We start from the raw sequence: 17267 nt of genomic DNA, 5'->3' as shown, positions 1-17267 counted from the left end.
CCCACGGACGACGTCCCACGCCCCACGTCGCACCGATGTACAACCCGGCCGCCCGGCGCTATCGTCGCCCCCACGGGGTGTGGGAGCGCTCCCAGTGCCCGCGGTGTCTCGCAGCCCCGCGGCACGGCGGACCGGAACCCGCCGCGGGGGCGCTCCCGCCCACCGGTCGCCGCACAGCGGTCCACCGCCCACCGCCCCCGCTCGCCGCCGGTCTGTCACCCAACCCACCGCCCCCGGCTCGCTGGTGTCCGCTCACCGCTCACCGCCCACCGCCCACCGCTCAGCGCCCACCGCTCACCGGCCACCCCTCACCGTCCCGACGCCCGAGGGCGGGCCCGGCCCTCGGCCCGAACCCGCCCTCAACCGTCCAGGGTCGGCCGAGAGGCGGGCCCGGCCACCGGCCGGACCCACCCTCGGCCCCACCGGAACCCCACCGGCATCAACCGGGAGGGCGGGCCCCGCGGCCCCAGGCCCGGACCCGCCCCCGCCCTCCCGGCTCCCCGCTCCCGGCGCGGTCAGCCGAGCAGTTCCACCTCCGTCAGGGCCGCCTCACCCGAGAGGACCAGCCGGTACCGCTCGTACGCCGCAGGATCGGCGACCGTGAAGGCCCGCGTCTGGCGGTCCCAGCGGAACGACTCGCCCGAACGCCGGTCCAGGTCGGTCCACTTGGTGCCGTCCCTCGACCCCTGCAACACCCAGCCGGTGGGCGCGTCGGCGTGGGCGCCCGAGGTGAGCGTGTACTGCACCGCCCTGGTCCTGCCGTCGACCGGCAGGTCGACCTCGGTGACCGTGGTCCCGGTCGCCGACGTGTCGTCGAAGAGGGCGCCGTCGCCCTTCGACACGTCCTTGCGCGGCGAGGGCACCTTGTCGTCCTGGGTGATCGACACCGGCGCGGCGTTCTTCCCGGTGCCCCACGTCGAGGGCCGCGGGCCCATGTCGAACTCCAGGACCCCGCCCCGGGCGATCGCCGAGTGCGGCAGTGCCGTGGAGTTCCACTTCCTGCCGTTGACCTTCAGCCCCTGGACGTACACGTTCCTCGCGCTGTTCTTCGGCGCCTTGACGACGAGTGTGCGGCCGTTCTCCAGCTCCACGGTCGCCTTGGTGAACAGCGGGGAGCCGATGGCGTACTCGCCGCTGCCCATCACGAGCGGGTAGAAGCCGAGCGCGGAGAAGAGGTACCAGGCCGACTGCTCGCCGTTGTCCTCGTCGCCGTGGTAGCCCTGCCCGATCTCGCTGCCGGTGTAGAGGCGGGAGAGGACCTCGCGCACGTTCACCTGCGTCTTCCAGGGCTGCCCGGCCGCGTTGTACATGTACAGGGCGTGGTGGGCGACCTGGTTGGAGTGCCCGTACATGCCCATCCGGACGTCCCGCGCCTCGGTCATCTCGTGGATGACGCCGCCGTAGGAGCCCTTGAACTCGGGCGAGGCGGTCTCCGGGGTGGCCAGGTACTCGTCGAGCTTGTCCGCGAGGCCCTTGCGCCCGCCGTAGAGGTTGGCCAGACCGCGGCTGTCCTGGGGGGCGGTGAAGGCGTAGCCCCAGCCGTTGGTCTCGGTGTAGTCGTGGCCCCACACCCGCGGGTCGTACGTCGAGGACTCGACGCGCCAGTCGCCCTTGAGGTCGCGGCCCTGGAAGAAGCCGGCCTCGGAATCGAAGAGGTTGACGTAGTCGCGGGCGCGGTTCAGGAAGTAGGCGGACTCCTCCCGGTACCGCTTCTCGCCGGTCTTCTTGTACAGGGCCTCGCCCATCTTGGCGATGCCGTAGTCGTTGAGGTAGCCCTCCAGCGCCCACGACAGGCCCTCGTGGGTCTCGGTGCTGGTGTAGCCGAGGAACGGCGAGGTGGCCATGCCCTTGCGGCCGACACCGGAGGACGGGGGCACCACGGTGGCGTTCTTCACGGCGGCGTCGTACGCGGCCTTCGCGTCGAAGCTGTCGACGCCCTTGACGTAGGCGTCCGCGAAGGCGACGTCCGAGGAGGTGCCGGTCATCAGGTCGGCGTAACCGGGGGAGGACCAGCGCGAGGTCCAGCCGCCGTCCTTGTAGTGCTGCACGAACCCGTCGACCAGCTCACCGGCCTTGGAGGGGGTCAGGAAGGAGTACGCGGGCCAGGTGGTGCGGTAGGTGTCCCAGAAGCCGTTGTTGACGTACACCTTGCCGTCGACGATCTTCGCGCCCGTATGCGTCGGCGTGTCGGGCTTCGTCATCTTCGAGAAGGGGGAGGCGTACTTGTACGTCCCGTCGACCTTCTCGAAGCCCGAGTTGGGGTACAGGTACAGGCGGTACAGGTTGGAGTAGAGGGTGGTCAGCTGGTCGGGAGTGGCGCCCTCGACCTTCACCTTGCCGAGGATGCGGTCCCACTGGCGCTGCGCGCTCTTGCGCACGGCGTCGAAGGAGCGGCCGGCCGGGATCTCCTGGCGCAGGTTGTCCTTCGCCTGGTCGACGCCGATCAGCGAGGTGGCCAGGCGCAGGGTGACGGTCCGGTCCTTGCCCGCGTCGAACCGCAGGTGGCCCCGGACGCCCTCGGCACCGCCGTCGGTCACCGGCTTGTCGAACTCGCCGTACACGAACAGCCGGGTGGCGCCCGTGGACAGGCCCGACTTGACGTCGGAGTAGCCGGTGAAGGTGCCGTTCTCCTGGTCGAGGGTCAGCCCGGCCTGGTCGGTGACGTTGTCGAACAGCACGCTCGCGTCGTCGCCGGGGAAGGTGAAGCGCATCGCCGCCGCGTGGTCCGTGGGCGTCATCTCGGCCTTGAGGCCGTTCTCGAAGCGCACCCCGTAGTAGTACGGCCGCGCGGTCTCGTTCTCGTGCCGGAAGGCGAGTTCACGGGCCTCACGTCCCAGGTCCGGGTCGCCGGAGGCGGCGGACGGCATCACCTGGAAGGTCTGCCGGTCGCCCATCCACGGGCTCGGCTCGTGACTGGCGCTGAACGCCTGGAGGGTCGGCAGGTTGTCCGCGTTGTTGGCGCGCGCGTAGTCGTAGAGCCAGCTCAGCGAGCCCGCGTCGGTCACCGGGGTCCAGAAGTTGAAGCCGTGCGGCACCGCGGTCGCGGGGAAGTTGTTGCCGCGGGAGAAGCCGCCGCTGGAGTTGGTGCCCCGGGTGGTCACCGCGTAGTCCGACAGGTGCGCCTTGGGCCGCTCGGGCGCGGCCTGCTCCAGGGTGACGTCGTCCAGCCAGCCCCGGAACTTCGCCGGGCCCTTGGGTGAGTCGTACGCCACCAGGATGCGGTCGACGGTCTTGCCGCGGGCCACCGAGCCGATCCGGGAGACCACGTTGTTCCACTGGTTGACGTAGAGGACCTTGGAGTCGCCCTGCCCGCGCGGGGTGAGCGGGAAGCCGTGCTGGTCGGTGGCTCCGAGATCGCTCAGGTAGGTGCCGTCGGTGAAGGCCAGGTCGACCGAGACGTGGGTGGCGTCGTAGTCGAGGTCGTCGTTGGCCATGGAGGGGAAGACACGGTACGACAGCTGGGTGTCGCGGCCCACGGCGACGTCGACGTCGAAGACCTTGTTGTACGAGTAGGCCCGCCCGTCGGCGGTGTGGCGTCCGGCGTAGCGCAGGGCGCGCTTTCCGGTGAATCCGGCGCCCGCCTTGGCCGTCGGTGAGCCGCTGGGGCCGCGGTCGACCAGGGAGAGCATGTCCTCGGGGACGGGTGTCTCGGTGTCCCCGGTGGAGAACTGGACGTCGGCCAGCTGCAGGATGCTGCCGCTGCCGTTCCTGGTGAACTCGATGCGGAAGTGCCGGTACTCGGCGACGGCGGACGCGTCGAGGTCGTAGGTCTTCGTCTGGAAACGTTCGGTGAACGACTCGCCCGAACGGGCGTCGAGGGTCGTCCACTCCTCGCCGTCGGCGGAGCCCTTGAGGGTCCAGTCCCGCGGGTCGCGCTCGGCGTGGTCGTTGGCCGAGGTGAGGGCGTAGCGCACCGCCTTCACCGGTTCCTCCAGGTCGAACTCGGCCCAGCCGGTGGGTTCGAACGCCAGCCACTTGGTGGTCGGTTCGACGTCGACGAGGTTCTCCTTCACCTCCCCGCCGGCCGTGTTCTCCGCGCTGGCGCGGACGTCGGTGATCCGGTGGGTGACGTTGCCGGGTATGCCGTTGCTGTATCCGCCGTCGACGCCCTTGGCGCGCTTGCCGCCGCCCGGTGCCGTCTCGACGGTGTTCAACCAGTCCGGGGCGGGCTCCCCGGACTCGAACGACGAGGTGAACTCCCGGTCCGCCTTCGACGGCGCGCCCGGCAGGGCCACCGCGACACCCGGCGAGCCCGCTGCCAAGGCGAGGGCGGTCGCCGTGACGACCGCCCTTCCCCATCTGTGCCGAACTCCGTGCTGCATGCGCGAGCACCCTCCCTGCGCTGGACAACGTTGTCAATTGCGTGGCGCAAGGACCAGTAGTGGGCCAAGTGGCCTCTGGTGTCAAGGGTGTTGAATGCGGCATTCGAGTTCAACGGAGCTGATTTCCTCCGTCCGACAACGTGTCGGGGGCATGCATTTCCCGCGAGGTCTCAACATGGAAAAGACCGATGGGGAACCTTGCATTCGATCTTGCTCCGTCGGCGGGAAGTGGACTATACCTGTCGGCACTCCGGGGCATCTTCACCGCCCCCGACCATCACCGACGCGTCACCGACGCGTCACCGAGAACGTCCCGCACGCCCTGATGCACCCGCATCGGCCGCACTTCCTGCACGACCCAGCTTGACCGAACGCGGTGCCGGCAAGATTCCGGTCCACCGCCTGAGTCCTGGAGAAAGCGAGGACTTGAGCATGGGATCCACCACCGGCGTAGGCCATCGCGATCTGTTCAGGCGGAGTGCGACCGCCGCTCCGGCCCCGGCGACTGTTGTGCCGGCATCGCTCAGCTGATCATCGGCGCCGCACCGCGGCTCCGAGACGACGGCGACAACGCCCCACGCGCGGCCGGCACAGGACCCGCCCGGCCGCAGCGGGCGCACACGCAGCACACCCGTACAGAGCCCATCGATCAGTGAGGATGCAGAGATGACCATTCGTGCCGGTTCTCTTGACAGGCGGACGCTCCTGCGCGGGGCCATCGCCACCGCGGCGGTGGGCTCGTTCGCGGTAGCGTGCAGCTCTCCCTCCAGCAAGGACAGCGGCGGCGACAGCGGCCCGAAGGGCGAGAAGAGCGCCACGAACCCGTTCGGCGTCGCCGCGAACTCCACGGTCGAAGCAGCCATCTTCGACGGCGGCTACGGCACCGACTACGTCGACTACACCAACCAGGTGCTCGGCAGCCAGGTCAAGGGCCTCAAGGTCAAGGTCGACCCGGTCGTCGACATCGCCCCCCAGCTCCAGCCCCGCTTCGTGGGCGGCAACCCGCCGGACCTCATCGACAACTCCGGTGAGGACCAGATCGGCTTCCTGGGCATCCTCGACCAGCTGGAGGAACTCGACGACCTCTTCGAGGCCAACACCTACGAAGGCAAGAAGATCGCCGACATCGTCTACCCCGGCGTCAAGGCCCCCGGCACGTTCAGGGACAAGTTCGTCGCCCTCAACTACGTGATGACCGTGTACGGCGTCTGGTACTCGAAGACGCTCTTCGAGGAGAACGGCTGGACCCCGCCGAAGACGTGGGACGAGGCGCTCGACCTCGGCCAGGAGGCGAAGAAGAAGGGCAAGTACCTCTTCGTCCACGGCAAGGAGGCGGCGACCTACTACCGCACGCTGTTGATCGACTCGGCGATCAAGGAGGGCGGCGACGAGGTCCGGCTCGCCCTGGAGAACCTGGAGAAGGGCTGCTGGTCGCACCCGGCCATCCAGGGCGTCATCAAGGTCATGGAGACCATGGTCCGGCAGAAGATGTTCGTCCCCGGCGGCTCCGGCACCCAGTTCCAGAAGGCGCAGGCGATCTGGAGCAACGACCAGAAGGCGCTGCTCTACCCGTCCGGTGGCTGGATCGAGAACGAGATGAAGAAGGCCACGAAGGCGGACTTCCAGATGACCGGATTCCCGTCGATGACGCTCACCGACAAGCCGGCGCTGCCCTGGGAGTCGCTCCGCGCGGCGGCCGGCGAGCCGTTCATCGTGCCCAAGCAGGGCAAGAACCCGGCCGGCGGCAAGGAAGTCCTGCGGGCGATGCTGTCGGAGAAGGCGGCCGCCAACTTCTCGAAGACGAAGCTGGCCCCGACGATCGTCAAGGGCACCGTGCCCGCCGACGGTTACGGATCGACGGCCCTCGTCTCGCAGACGACGATGCTGGAGGCCGCGGGCACCAACATCTTCAACTACATGTTCGTCGAGACCTACGGGATGAACACCGACCAGCTGGTGCCGTGGAACTCCTTCCTCGCCGGTGACCTCGACGGCAAGGGGCTGACCTCGGCCCTGCAGAAGATCTCCGACAAGGTCCGCGAGGACGACTCCGTCGACAAGGTCAAGGTCAGCTAGCACCGCGATGAAGGACACGATCCCCACTGCCAACACCGCGAGCCGCCGGCCCGAGCCGGCCGCTCGCGGCGGGCGGCCACGGCGCCGCAAGCTCACGCTCGACCGGGCGACGTTCTTCCTCGCGTTCCTCGGTGTCCCGCTGGCCATCTTCGTGATCTTCGTCCTGATCCCGTTCGGCCAGGCGATCTTCTGGGCGATGACCGACTGGCGCGGCTTCAGCCCGGACTACAACTTCGTCGGCTTCGACAACTTCACGAAGATGTTCCAGGACGACATCTTCCTGAAGGCGTTGCGCAACGTCGCGCTCCTCGCGCTCTTCGTGCCGCTGGTGACGCTGACGCTCGCCCTCGGGGTCGCCGTGGCCATCACCCTGGGCGGGCCCGGCAAGGGCCCCGTCCGGGGGATCCGGGGAGCGTCGTTCTACCGGATCATCTCGTTCTTCCCCTACGTCGTGCCGGCGATCATCGTCGGTCTGATCTGGGCGCAGATGTACGACCCGAACGCCGGGCTGCTCAACGGCGTCCTCACGGGCCTCGGCCTCGACCGGTTCGAGACCTTCGCGTGGCTGGGTGAGAAGGCGACGGCGATGCCGGCCCTGATGTTCGTCATCGTCTGGGGGCTCGTCGGATTCTACGCGGTCCTCTTCATCGCCGCGATCAAGGGCGTCCCCGCCGAGCTGTACGAGGCGGCGAGGATCGACGGAGCCGGCCGGCTGCGCACCACGATCTCGATCACCCTGCCGGCGATCCGGGACAGCGTGCAGACGGCGTACATCTACCTGGGCATCGCCGCCCTCGACGCGTTCGTCTACGTCCAGGCGATGGTGCCGAACGGCGGCCCGGACAACTCGACCCTGACGATCAGCCAGCGTCTGTTCAACGTCGCTTTCGCCAAGCAGCAGTTCGGCTACGCCACCGCGATGGGCGTCGTCCTCGCCGTCGTCACCCTGGTGTTCGCGGCGCTGGTGTTCCTCGTCAACCGCCTCACGGGCGGCGGCGAGGGCGAGAGCAGGAGGAAAGCACCTGGGTCGAAAACCCGGCGTGCCGCAGCCGAGGGAGGTGCCGGGTGAGCGTCATCACCGCCGACCGGAAGACGGCCAGTGACCGTGAACCGGCGAGGGACCGGAAGCTGACGCGCGTCGCCGTGAGCAGCGACCGCAGATTCGCGACGATCTCGCACGCCCTGCTGATCCTGTGGTCCGTGATCGTGATCGTGCCCATGCTGTGGGTGCTGATGTCGTCGTTCAAGTCGACCGGCGAGATCCTTTCGTCGCCGTTCTCGCTGCCGGAGCACTGGCGGATCGAGAACTACGCGAACGCGTGGACCGACGCGAACATCGGAAGGTATTTCCTGAATTCCGTGATCGTCGTGGTCTCGGCACTGATCCTGGTGATGCTGCTCGGCGCGATGTGCGCCTACATTCTCGCCCGGTTCGAATTCCCCGGCCGTCGGCTGATCTACTACGTCATGCTCGCCGGGCTGACGTTCCCGGTCTTCCTGGCGATCGTTCCGCTCTTCTTCCAGTTGCAGAACTTCGGCCTGCTGAACACGCGTTTCGGGCTGATCCTCACCTATGTCGCGTTCGCGCTGCCGTTCACGATGTTCTTCCTCTATTCGTTCTTCCGGTCACTGCCGCACGACGTGTACGAGGCGGCGCTGATCGACGGTGCCGGGGACTGGCGGGCGTTCTTCCAGGTGATGCTGCCGATGGCCAGTCCGGGCATGGCGGCAGTGGCGATCTTCAACTTCCTGGGCCTGTGGAACCAGTTCCTGCTGCCGGTCGCGCTCAACACCGACCAGGACATGTGGGTCCTCACCCAGGGCATGGCCGCCTACGCGTCCTCGCAGGTCTACGACATCGACTACGGCGCGCTGTTCGCGGCGATCGTGATCACGGTGGTGCCCGTACTGATCGTGTACTGCGTCTTCCAGCGGCGGATCGCCGGCTCGGTGTCGCAGGGCACCTTCCGCTGACACCCACCGCCGCTCCACCCGTCGTACGCAGGGGTCCGGCCCCGGAGAGACAGCTCTCCGGGGCCGGACCCCTGCGGCGTACGTGCGTGTGTTCCTGCCCCCGGAAACAGTTCAACCTCTTGACGTGAGGCGACCCGAACGGCTCAGCTTAGAGTTCACTAGTTGGATGGACGGGGTCTCGCCGAAGCGGCCCCGCGCGCAGGAGGTCGTCGTGGAGACTCCGGGGTCGCAGTCGTCGCTGCACCGAGCCAACCTGGAGCGGGTCGTCCGGGCAGTACGTCTCGCGGGTTCCCTCACGCAGGCGGAGATCGCCAGGACGACGGGCCTGTCCGCGGCGACGGTGTCCAACATCGTCCGGGAACTGAAGGACGCCGGCACCGTCGAGGTCACCCCCACCTCGGCGGGCGGACGCCGGGCCCGCAGCGTCTCGCTCAGCGAGGACGCCGGTATCGTCATAGGGGTGGATTTCGGGCACACGCATCTGCGCGTCGCCGTCGGCAACCTCGCCCACCAGGTGCTGGCCGAGCAGTCCGAGCCGCTGGACGTGGACGCCTCGGCGACCCAGGGCTTCGACCGGGCGGAACAACTGGTCAACCGGCTGATCGAGGAGACCGGGGTGGACCGTTCCAAGATCACCGGCGTAGGTCTGGGCGTGCCCGGGCCGATCGACGTGGAGTCGGGCAGCCTGGGGTCGACCTCGATCCTGCCGGGCTGGACGGGCACGAAGCCCGCCGAGGAGCTGCGGGGGCGCCTCGGCGTGCCGGTGCAGGTGGACAACGACGCCAACCTGGGCGCCCTGGGCGAGATGGTCTGGGGCAGCGGGCGGGGCGTGCGCGACCTGGCCTACATCAAGGTCGCCAGCGGTGTCGGCGCCGGCCTGGTGATCAGCGGGAACATCTACCGCGGCCCCGGCGGCACCGCCGGGGAGATCGGGCACATCACGCTCGACGAGTCGGGCCCCGTCTGCCGCTGCGGCAACCGCGGCTGCCTGGAGACCTTCACGGCGGCCCGCTACGTGCTGCCGCTGCTCCAGTCCAGTCACGGCACCGACCTCACCATGGAGGGCGTCGTGCGGCTCGCCCGGGAGGGCGACCCGGGCTGCCGCCGGGTCATCGCCGACGTCGGCCGCCACATCGGCAGCGGTGTCGCCAACCTCTGCAACCTCCTGAACCCCAGCCGGGTGGTCCTCGGCGGGGATCTGGCGGAGGCCGGAGAGCTGGTTCTGGGGCCCATCAGGGAGTCCGTGGGGCGCTATGCGATCCCCAGTGCCGCCCGCCAACTCTCCGTGCTTCCAGGGGCCCTTGGCAGCCGCGCGGAGGTGCTGGGGGCACTCGCCCTCGCGCTGAGCGAAATGGGCGATTCGACCCTGCTTGACGGCACTGCCGCGCGCCGCCCGGCCGTGGCCACTCCTGCCTTCACTTAGAAAACGGATGACACCGTTGCCATCTCGTTAAGGATTTACTCCTTGACGTCGCACGTGTGGCCGAGTTGACTTCCAGCCACCTCGGCCGCAGCGACGCGGCCTCGTCAGGGAGGTTTCTGAAAGTGAACACGCGTATGCGTCGAGCCGCTGTTGCCATCGCCGCCGGTGCGATGGCCGTCTCGCTGGCCGCCTGCGGCAGCGCCGCGGAGTCGGGCGACAAGAAGGACGACGGCGGCTCGGCCGCCGCCAAGGGTGACGACATCAAGGTCGGTCTGCTCCTGCCGGAGAACCAGACCGCGCGCTACGAGAAGTTCGACAAGCCGCTGATCGAGAAGAAGATCAAGGAGCTGACGAACAACAAGGCCGAGGTCGTCTACGCCAACGCCAAGCAGGACGCCAGCCTGCAGAACCAGCAGGTCGACACGATGATCACCAACAAGGTGGACGTCCTCATCGTCGACGCGGTGGACGCCAAGGCGATCGCCGGCTCGGTCAAGAAGGCCAAGGACGCCGACATCCCGGTCGTCGCCTACGACCGCCTCGCCGAGGGCCCGATCGACGCCTACACCTCGTTCGACAACGTGACCGTCGGCAAGACGCAGGGCGAGGCCCTGCTGAAGGCGCTGGGCGACAAGGCCAAGGACGGCCAGATCGTCATGATGAACGGTTCCTCCACGGACCCGAACGCCGCCCAGTTCAAGGAAGGCGCCCACTCCGTCCTCGACGGCAAGGTCAAGATCGGCCGCGAGTACGACACCAAGGAGTGGAAGCCGGAGAACGCCAACGCCAACATGGAGGGCGCCATCTCCGCCCTCGGCAAGGACAAGATCGTCGGCGTCTACTCCGCCAACGACGGCATGGCGGGCGGCATCATCACCGCCCTGAAGTCCGCCGGCATCGACGACATCCCGGTTACCGGCCAGGACGCCGAGCTCGCGGGTGTGCAGCGCATCGTCACCGGTGAGCAGTACATGAGCGTCTACAAGCCGTACGCCCCGGAGGCCGACGCCGCCGCGGAGATGGCCGTCGCGCTCGCCCAGGGCAAGTCGCTCGACTCCATCGCCAAGGACAAGGTCGACAGCCCGACCACCAAGGGTGTTCCCGCCGTGCTCGTCCCGGTCGTCTCGCTGACCCAGGACAACATCGCCGACACCGTCGTCAAGGACGGCGTCTACACCGTCCAGGAGATCTGCGCCGGCAAGTACAAGGCCGCCTGCGACAAGATCGGTCTGAAGTAAGCAGCCCCCAGGTCCTGAGGTACGGGAGCCCGCACCGGGCCCCCGTACCGGACCGGCTGCCATGAGCTCCGCCGGCGCCCCGCACACCGACAGCCCCGCAAGCTACGCGGGGCGCCGGCGGAACACCCCCCAATCTGCTGCACAACCTCCCGCCGGGTCAGGCGGCGAAGGAGATGGTTCTTGTGTCCGCTACGCCCGTGCTGGCGTTGCGCGGGGTCTCCAAGCGGTTCGGTGCCGTCCAGGCGCTCACCGACGTTGAGCTTGAGGTCCACGCCGGTGAGGTGGTCGCCCTGGTCGGCGACAACGGTGCCGGAAAGTCCACGCTGGTCAAGACGATCGCCGGCGTGCACCCCATCGATGAAGGCGCCATCGAGTGGGAAGGCCGCCGCGTGTCGATCGGCCGGCCCCACGACGCCCAGAGCCTGGGCATCGCGACGGTCTACCAGGACCTCGCGCTGTGCGACAACATCGACGTCGTCGGCAACCTCTACCTGGGCCGGGAACTGCGCAAGCGCGGCGTCCTGGACGAGGTGGAGATGGAGCGCCGCTCCCGCGAGCTCCTCGACACCCTCTCGATCCGCATCCCCAGCGTCCGCATCCCGATCGCCTCGCTCTCCGGCGGTCAGCGCCAGGTCGTGGCGATCGCCCGCTCCATGCTCGGCGAGCCGAAGCTGGTGATCCTCGACGAGCCGACCGCCGCCCTCGGCGTCGAGCAGACCGCCCAGGTCCTCGACCTGGTCGAGCGGCTGCGCGAGCGCGGCCACGCGGTCATCCTCATCAGCCACAACATGGCCGACGTCAAGGCCGTGGCGGACAAGGTGGCCGTCCTGCGCCTGGGACGCAACAACGGCGTCTTCGAGGTCAAGTCGACCTCCCAGGAAGAGATCATCTCCGCGATCACGGGCGCCACGGACAACGCCGTGACCCGTCGTGCGGCGCGCACCAATGGGGAGATCAACAAGTGAGCACCGAAAAGACCTCCACCACCAAGACCGACGCCGTCGACAACCCCGAGGCGGCCTCCGCCGCGGTGACCGTGGTCGACCCGCGGCTGCTGGTGCGCGAGCAGGGCTTCGCCGGCTACCTCGGCGAGTTCAAGCGGAAGATGAAGGCGGGTGACCTCGGCTCGATCCCCGTGGTCGTCGGCCTGCTGGTCATCTGGGCCATCTTCACCGGCCTGAACTCCAACTTCCTGACCGCCGGCAACTTCTCCGACATGTCCGTCGCCATGGTCGGCACCGGCATGATCGCCGTCGGCATCGTGTTCGTCCTGCTGCTCGGCGAGATCGACCTGTCGGTCGGCTCGGTCAGCGGTGTCGCGGGCGCCACCTTCGCGGTGCTCAGCGTCACCCACGGGATGAACGAGATCCTGGCCCTCGTGCTGGCGATCCTCACCGGCACCGCGGCCGGCGCCATCCACGGCTTCTTCTTCGCCCGCATCGGCGTCCCGGCCTTCGCCGTGACCCTCGCCGGACTGCTGTTCTGGCAGGGCTTCATGCTGCAGATCCTCGGCAGCAACGGCACGATCAACCTCGACTCCGACGGCCTGGTCGTCAAGCTGACCAGCCACTACTTCACCGACGTGGCCGCCGCCTACGGCCTGGCGGTCGTGGTGACCGCCGTGTACTTCCTCACGGCGTTCTTCGACAACCGCCGCCGCGAGGCCGCCGGGGTCCCCTCCCGGCCGCTGAACGAGATCATCGTGCGGACCGTGCTGCTCGCGATCCTGGCGTTCGCCGTCGCGATCGTGTTCAACCAGTACAAGGGCCTCCCGCTGGCCGTGGTGATCTTCCTGGCGTTCCTGGTGCTCACGGACTTCGTGCTGCGCCGCACCGCGTACGGCCGCAAGGTCTTCGCGCTCGGCGGCAGCGTCGAGGCATCCCGGCGCGCCGGCATCAACGTCGAGCTGGTCCGGATCTCGGTCTTCGCGATCGCCGGCACCTTCGCCGCGATCGGCGGCCTCTTCGTCGCGTCGAAGATCGCCTCCGCCAACCAGGGCGCGGGCACCGGTGAGTTCCTGATGAACGTCATCGCCGCCGCCGTGATCGGCGGTACGTCCCTCTTCGGTGGCCGCGGCCGCACCTGGGACGCCCTGCTCGGTGTCATGGTCATCGTGTCCATCCAGTACGGCCTCGCGCTGGAGGGCATCGCCTCCCCGGTGCAGTACATGATCACCGGCGGCGTGCTGCTGGCGACCGTCGTCATCGACGCCGTCACCCGCAAGACGCAGAAGACGGCAGGGCGCGCCTAGCACCCCGCCCGTCCGCTCCCCCCTGTTGCCCGGTGCCGCTCGGCGGTGCCGGGCAACAGGCGTGCGGACGGCAGGGGTGTCGTAGGACGCCCCGATCCTGGGTACAGCCGATCGCGTGACCCATCACGCACCGCCCGGAGTCCGCGGGCCCGAACGGAACATTAGACTCGACGAGCCCGGCAACAGCTCGATCAGCTCTACTGCAAGGAGGCACGGGTGCCGCTGCTGACCCGTATCGGGGGACCGCGCGATCTGGACCGGCTCACCCTGGAGGAGCTGAACCAGCTGGCCGAGGAGATCCGGACCTTCCTGGTCGACGCGGTCTCCAAGACCGGCGGCCACCTCGGCCCCAACCTGGGCGTCGTGGAACTCACCATCGCCCTGCACCGCGTGTTCGAGTCGCCCCGGGACAAAGTCCTGTGGGACACCGGACACCAGTCGTACGTGCACAAACTGCTGACCGGCCGGCAGGACTTCTCCAGGCTCAAGATGAAGGGCGGCCTGTCCGGCTACCCCTCGCAGGCCGAGTCCGAGCACGACGTCATCGAGAACAGCCACGCCTCCACGGTGCTCGGCTGGGCCGACGGCATCGCCAAGGCCAACCAGATCATGAAGCGCGACGACAGCCACGTCGTCGCCGTCATCGGCGACGGCGCGCTGACCGGCGGCATGGCCTGGGAGGCGCTGAACAACATCGCCGCCGCCAAGGACCGCCCGCTGGTCATCGTCGTCAACGACAACGAGCGCTCCTACGCGCCCACCATCGGCGGCCTCGCGGACCACCTGGCGACCCTGCGCACCACCGACGGCTACGAGCGCTTCCTGGCCCGCACCAAGGAGCTCCTGGAGCGCACCCCGGTCGTCGGCCAGGCCCTCTACGACACCCTGCACGGCGCCAAGAAGGGCCTGAAGGACTTCATCGCCCCGCAGGGCATGTTCGAGGACCTCGGCCTGAAGTACGTCGGCCCCATCGACGGCCACGACATCGAGGCCCTGGAGTCCGCCCTGGCCCGCGCCAAGCGCTTCGGCGGCCCGGTCATCGTGCACTGCCTCACCGAGAAGGGCCGCGGCTACCAGCCCGCCCTCGCCGACGAGGCCGACCGCTTCCACGCCGTCGGCAAGATCCACCCCGACACCGGCCTGCCCATCGCGACCTCCGGCGCCGACTGGACCAGCGTCTTCGGCGAGGAGATGGTCAAGCTCGGCGAGGAGCGCGAGGACCTCGTCGCCATCACCGCCGCCATGCTCCAGCCGGTCGGCCTCGACAAGTTCGCCAAGCGCTTCCCCGACCGGGTCTACGACGTCGGCATCGCCGAGCAGCACGGCGCCGTCTCCGCCGCGGGCCTCGCGCACGCCGGGGTGCACCCCGTGTTCGCGGTGTACGCCACCTTCCTCAACCGCGCCTTCGACCAGGTCCTGATGGACGTGGCGCTGCACAAGTGCGGCGTCACCTTCGTCCTGGACCGGGCCGGGGTCACCGGCACCGACGGCGCGTCCCACAACGGCATGTGGGACATGTCGATCCTCCAGGTCGTCCCCGGCCTGAGGCTGGCCGCGCCGCGCGACGCCGACCAGGTCCGCGCCCAGCTGCGCGAGGCCGTCCAGGTCACCGACGCGCCGACCGTGGTCCGCTTCTCCAAGGGCGCCGTCGGCCCGGCCGTGCCCGCCGTGGGCCGGGTGGGCGGCATGGACGTGCTGCGCGAGCCCGGCACCGACACGCCGGACGTGCTCCTGGTCTCCGTCGGCGCGCTGGCCCCCATGTGCCTGGAGATCGCCTCGCTCCTCGACCGGCAGGGCATCTCCACCACCGTGGTCGACCCGCGCTGGGTCAAGCCGGTGGACGAGGCCATGGCACCGCTCGCCGACAAGCACCGCGTGGTCGTCACCGTCGAGGACAACTCCCGCGTCGGCGGTGTCGGCTCCACGATCGCCCAGGCCCTGCGCGACGCCGGCGTGGACGTGCCGCTGCGCGACTTCGGCATCCCGCCGCGCTTCCTGGACCACGCCTCCCGCGCCGAGGTGCTGGCCGAGATCGGGCTGACCGCCCCCGACATCGCCCGCCAGGTGACCGGTCTGGTCGCCCGGCTGGACGGCCGGTACGAGCGTTCCGCCGTCGGTCCGGTCGAAGCGGCACGCGACTGACGGACCGGGCACCGCCGGACGGGCCGCCCCGCCACGACGAGTGGCGCGGGCGGCCCGTCCGCGTGAAGATGCCCACGCCGGGGCATACGACCTACGCCCCCTCTCGATTCGATCTCGATCTTGTCGAGGACGCCACGCGTGGGAGGTACCCGTGACCAGCCCTCTCTTCAGGACGAAGAACGTAGAGCAGTCCATCCGCGACACCGAGGAACCCGAGCACTCGCTCAAGAAGTCCCTCTCCGCGCTGGACCTGACCGTCTTCGGCGTCGGTGTCATCATCGGCACCGGCATCTTCGTGCTCACCGGTACGGTCGCCAAGGACAACGCCGGACCGGCCACGGCCCTGGCGTTCGTGGTGGCCGGTGTCGTCTGCGCGCTCGCCGCGCTCTGTTACGCCGAGTTCGCCTCCACCGTGCCGGTGGCGGGCTCCGCCTACACCTTCTCGTACGCCTCCCTGGGAGAGCTGCCGGCCTGGATCATCGGCTGGGACCTGGTCCTGGAGTTCGCGCTCGGCACGGCGGTGGTGGCCGTCGGCTGGTCGGGCTACATCCAGTCGCTCATGGACAACGCGGGCTGGCAGATGCCCGCGGCCCTGGGCAGCCGGGAGGGCTCCGACGTCTTCGGGTTCGACCTCCTCGCCGCCGTCCTGGTGCTGGTGCTCACCGGCATCCTCGTCCTCGGCATGAAGCTGTCCGCCCGCGTCACCTCGGTCGTCGTCGCCATCAAGGTGACCGTGGTCCTCGTCGTCATCATCGCGGGGGCCTTCTTCATCACCGCCGACAACTACGACCCGTTCATCCCGGAATCCCAGCCGGTTCCGGCGGGTGAGAGCCTCGACTCCCCGCTCATCCAGTTGATGTTCGGCTGGGCCCCGGCCAACTTCGGCGTGATGGGCATCTTCACGGCGGCGTCGGTGGTCTTCTTCGCCTTCATCGGCTTCGACATCGTCGCCACCGCCGCCGAGGAGACCAGGAACCCGCAGCGCGACATGCCCCGCGGCATCCTCGGCTCCCTGCTCATCTGCACCGTGTTGTACGTGCTGGTGTCGATCGTCGTCACCGGTATGCAGCACTACAGCGAACTGTCCGTGGACGCCCCGCTGGCGGACGCCTTCAAGGCCACCGGGCATCCGTGGTTCGCGGGCTTCATCAGCTTCGGGGCCGCCGTCGGCCTGACGACCGTCTGCATGATCCTGCTGCTCGGCCAGACCCGGGTCTTCTTCGCGATGAGCCGCGACGGACTGCTGCCGAGGTTCTTCTCCCAGGTCCACCCCCGGTTCCGGACCCCGCACCGGCCGACGATCCTGCTCGGTGTCGCCATCGCCGTCCTCGCGGGCTTCACCCCGCTCAACGAGCTCGCCGCGCTGGTGAACATCGGCACCCTGTTCGCCTTCGTGATCGTCGCGATCAGCGTCCTCATCCTCCGCAGGACCCGGCCCGACCTGCACCGGGCGTTCCGCACCCCCTGGGTGCCGGTGCTGCCGATCGTGTCGGTCGCCGCCTCCCTGTGGCTGATGCTCAACCTGCCCGCCGAGACCTGGATCCGCTTCGGCATCTGGATGGCGGTCGGCATCGCCGTCTACTTCCTCTACAGCCGCCGGAACAGCCGTCTGGCGCGGGAGGGCGGAACGCAGCCCGGGGCGCCCCTCGGCCGGTCGGGCGGCACGGGCTCCGGCTGAACCTGCCGGGTCCGTGCCCGCTCGGGCGAGACCGCTCCTGCGCCCCCGGACCGTCCTCCCGGGGGCGTTGCCGGGACGCCTCCGAGGGGCGTGAGCGGGGCCCTCCGCGGCCTCTCCGCGGCAGCCCCTGCCGGCCCGCCTGGCGGTCCGCACGGCGGCCCGG

General features: G+C 69.2%; 10 protein-coding genes. 9 read left to right on the top strand and 1 reads right to left on the bottom strand.

The window, feature by feature from the left end; translation table 11 throughout:
- Positions 1-515: 515 nt before the first annotated feature.
- The gene (locus ACSU53_RS06260) at positions 516-4322 is read right to left on the bottom strand and encodes a GH92 family glycosyl hydrolase (protein WP_437025393.1); all 3807 of its coding nucleotides are present in this window, start codon (positions 4320-4322) and stop codon (positions 516-518) included.
- Positions 4323-5054: 732 nt separating this feature from the next.
- On the opposite strand from ACSU53_RS06260, the gene ngcE reads away from it, so the two are divergent.
- From ngcE to ACSU53_RS06215, 9 genes are all read left to right on the top strand, one after another.
- Positions 5055-6398: an N-acetylglucosamine/diacetylchitobiose ABC transporter substrate-binding protein gene (ngcE, locus tag ACSU53_RS06255; protein ID WP_437033051.1), complete on the top strand. Its 1344-nt coding sequence runs from the start codon at positions 5055-5057 to the stop codon at positions 6396-6398.
- A 7-nt stretch (positions 6399-6405) separates the two neighbouring features.
- On the top strand, positions 6406-7467 hold the full coding sequence (locus tag ACSU53_RS06250) for a carbohydrate ABC transporter permease (protein ID WP_437025391.1): 1062 nt from the start codon (positions 6406-6408) through the stop codon (positions 7465-7467).
- Positions 7464-8372, top strand: a complete 909-nt coding sequence (locus tag ACSU53_RS06245) for a carbohydrate ABC transporter permease (protein ID WP_437025389.1) — start codon at positions 7464-7466, stop codon at positions 8370-8372. The genes ACSU53_RS06250 and ACSU53_RS06245 overlap by 4 nt, the downstream gene beginning before the upstream one ends.
- 211 nt (positions 8373-8583) lie before the next feature.
- Positions 8584-9795, top strand: coding sequence for an ROK family transcriptional regulator (locus ACSU53_RS06240; RefSeq protein WP_437033049.1), 1212 nt, complete (start codon positions 8584-8586; stop codon positions 9793-9795).
- Positions 9796-9929: 134 nt separating this feature from the next.
- Positions 9930-11033, top strand: a complete 1104-nt coding sequence (locus ACSU53_RS06235) for a substrate-binding domain-containing protein (protein ID WP_362097672.1) — start codon at positions 9930-9932, stop codon at positions 11031-11033.
- Positions 11034-11206: 173 nt separating this feature from the next.
- Entirely contained in the window at positions 11207-11998 is a 792-nt protein-coding gene (locus tag ACSU53_RS06230) for an ATP-binding cassette domain-containing protein (RefSeq protein WP_437025386.1), read from the top strand.
- The gene (locus ACSU53_RS06225) at positions 11995-13284 is read left to right on the top strand and encodes a sugar ABC transporter permease (protein ID WP_437025384.1); all 1290 of its coding nucleotides are present in this window, start codon (positions 11995-11997) and stop codon (positions 13282-13284) included. Before ACSU53_RS06230 ends, ACSU53_RS06225 begins: the two co-directional genes overlap by 4 nt.
- A 216-nt stretch (positions 13285-13500) precedes the next feature.
- Complete coding sequence (gene dxs, locus ACSU53_RS06220) at positions 13501-15426, top strand: 1-deoxy-D-xylulose-5-phosphate synthase (RefSeq protein WP_437025382.1); 1926 nt, start codon at positions 13501-13503, stop codon at positions 15424-15426.
- 151 nt (positions 15427-15577) lie between these two features.
- Positions 15578-17104, top strand: a complete 1527-nt coding sequence (locus ACSU53_RS06215) for an amino acid permease (RefSeq protein ID WP_437025380.1) — start codon at positions 15578-15580, stop codon at positions 17102-17104.
- Positions 17105-17267: the final 163 nt, after the last annotated feature.

Origin of the sequence: Streptomyces sp. enrichment culture, assembly GCF_964273255.1 — a bacterium.
Lineage (GTDB): Bacteria > Actinomycetota > Actinomycetes > Streptomycetales > Streptomycetaceae > Streptomyces.
Note: the sequence above shows the minus strand (reverse complement) of the source record. Positions and strands in the feature narration are given on the sequence as shown.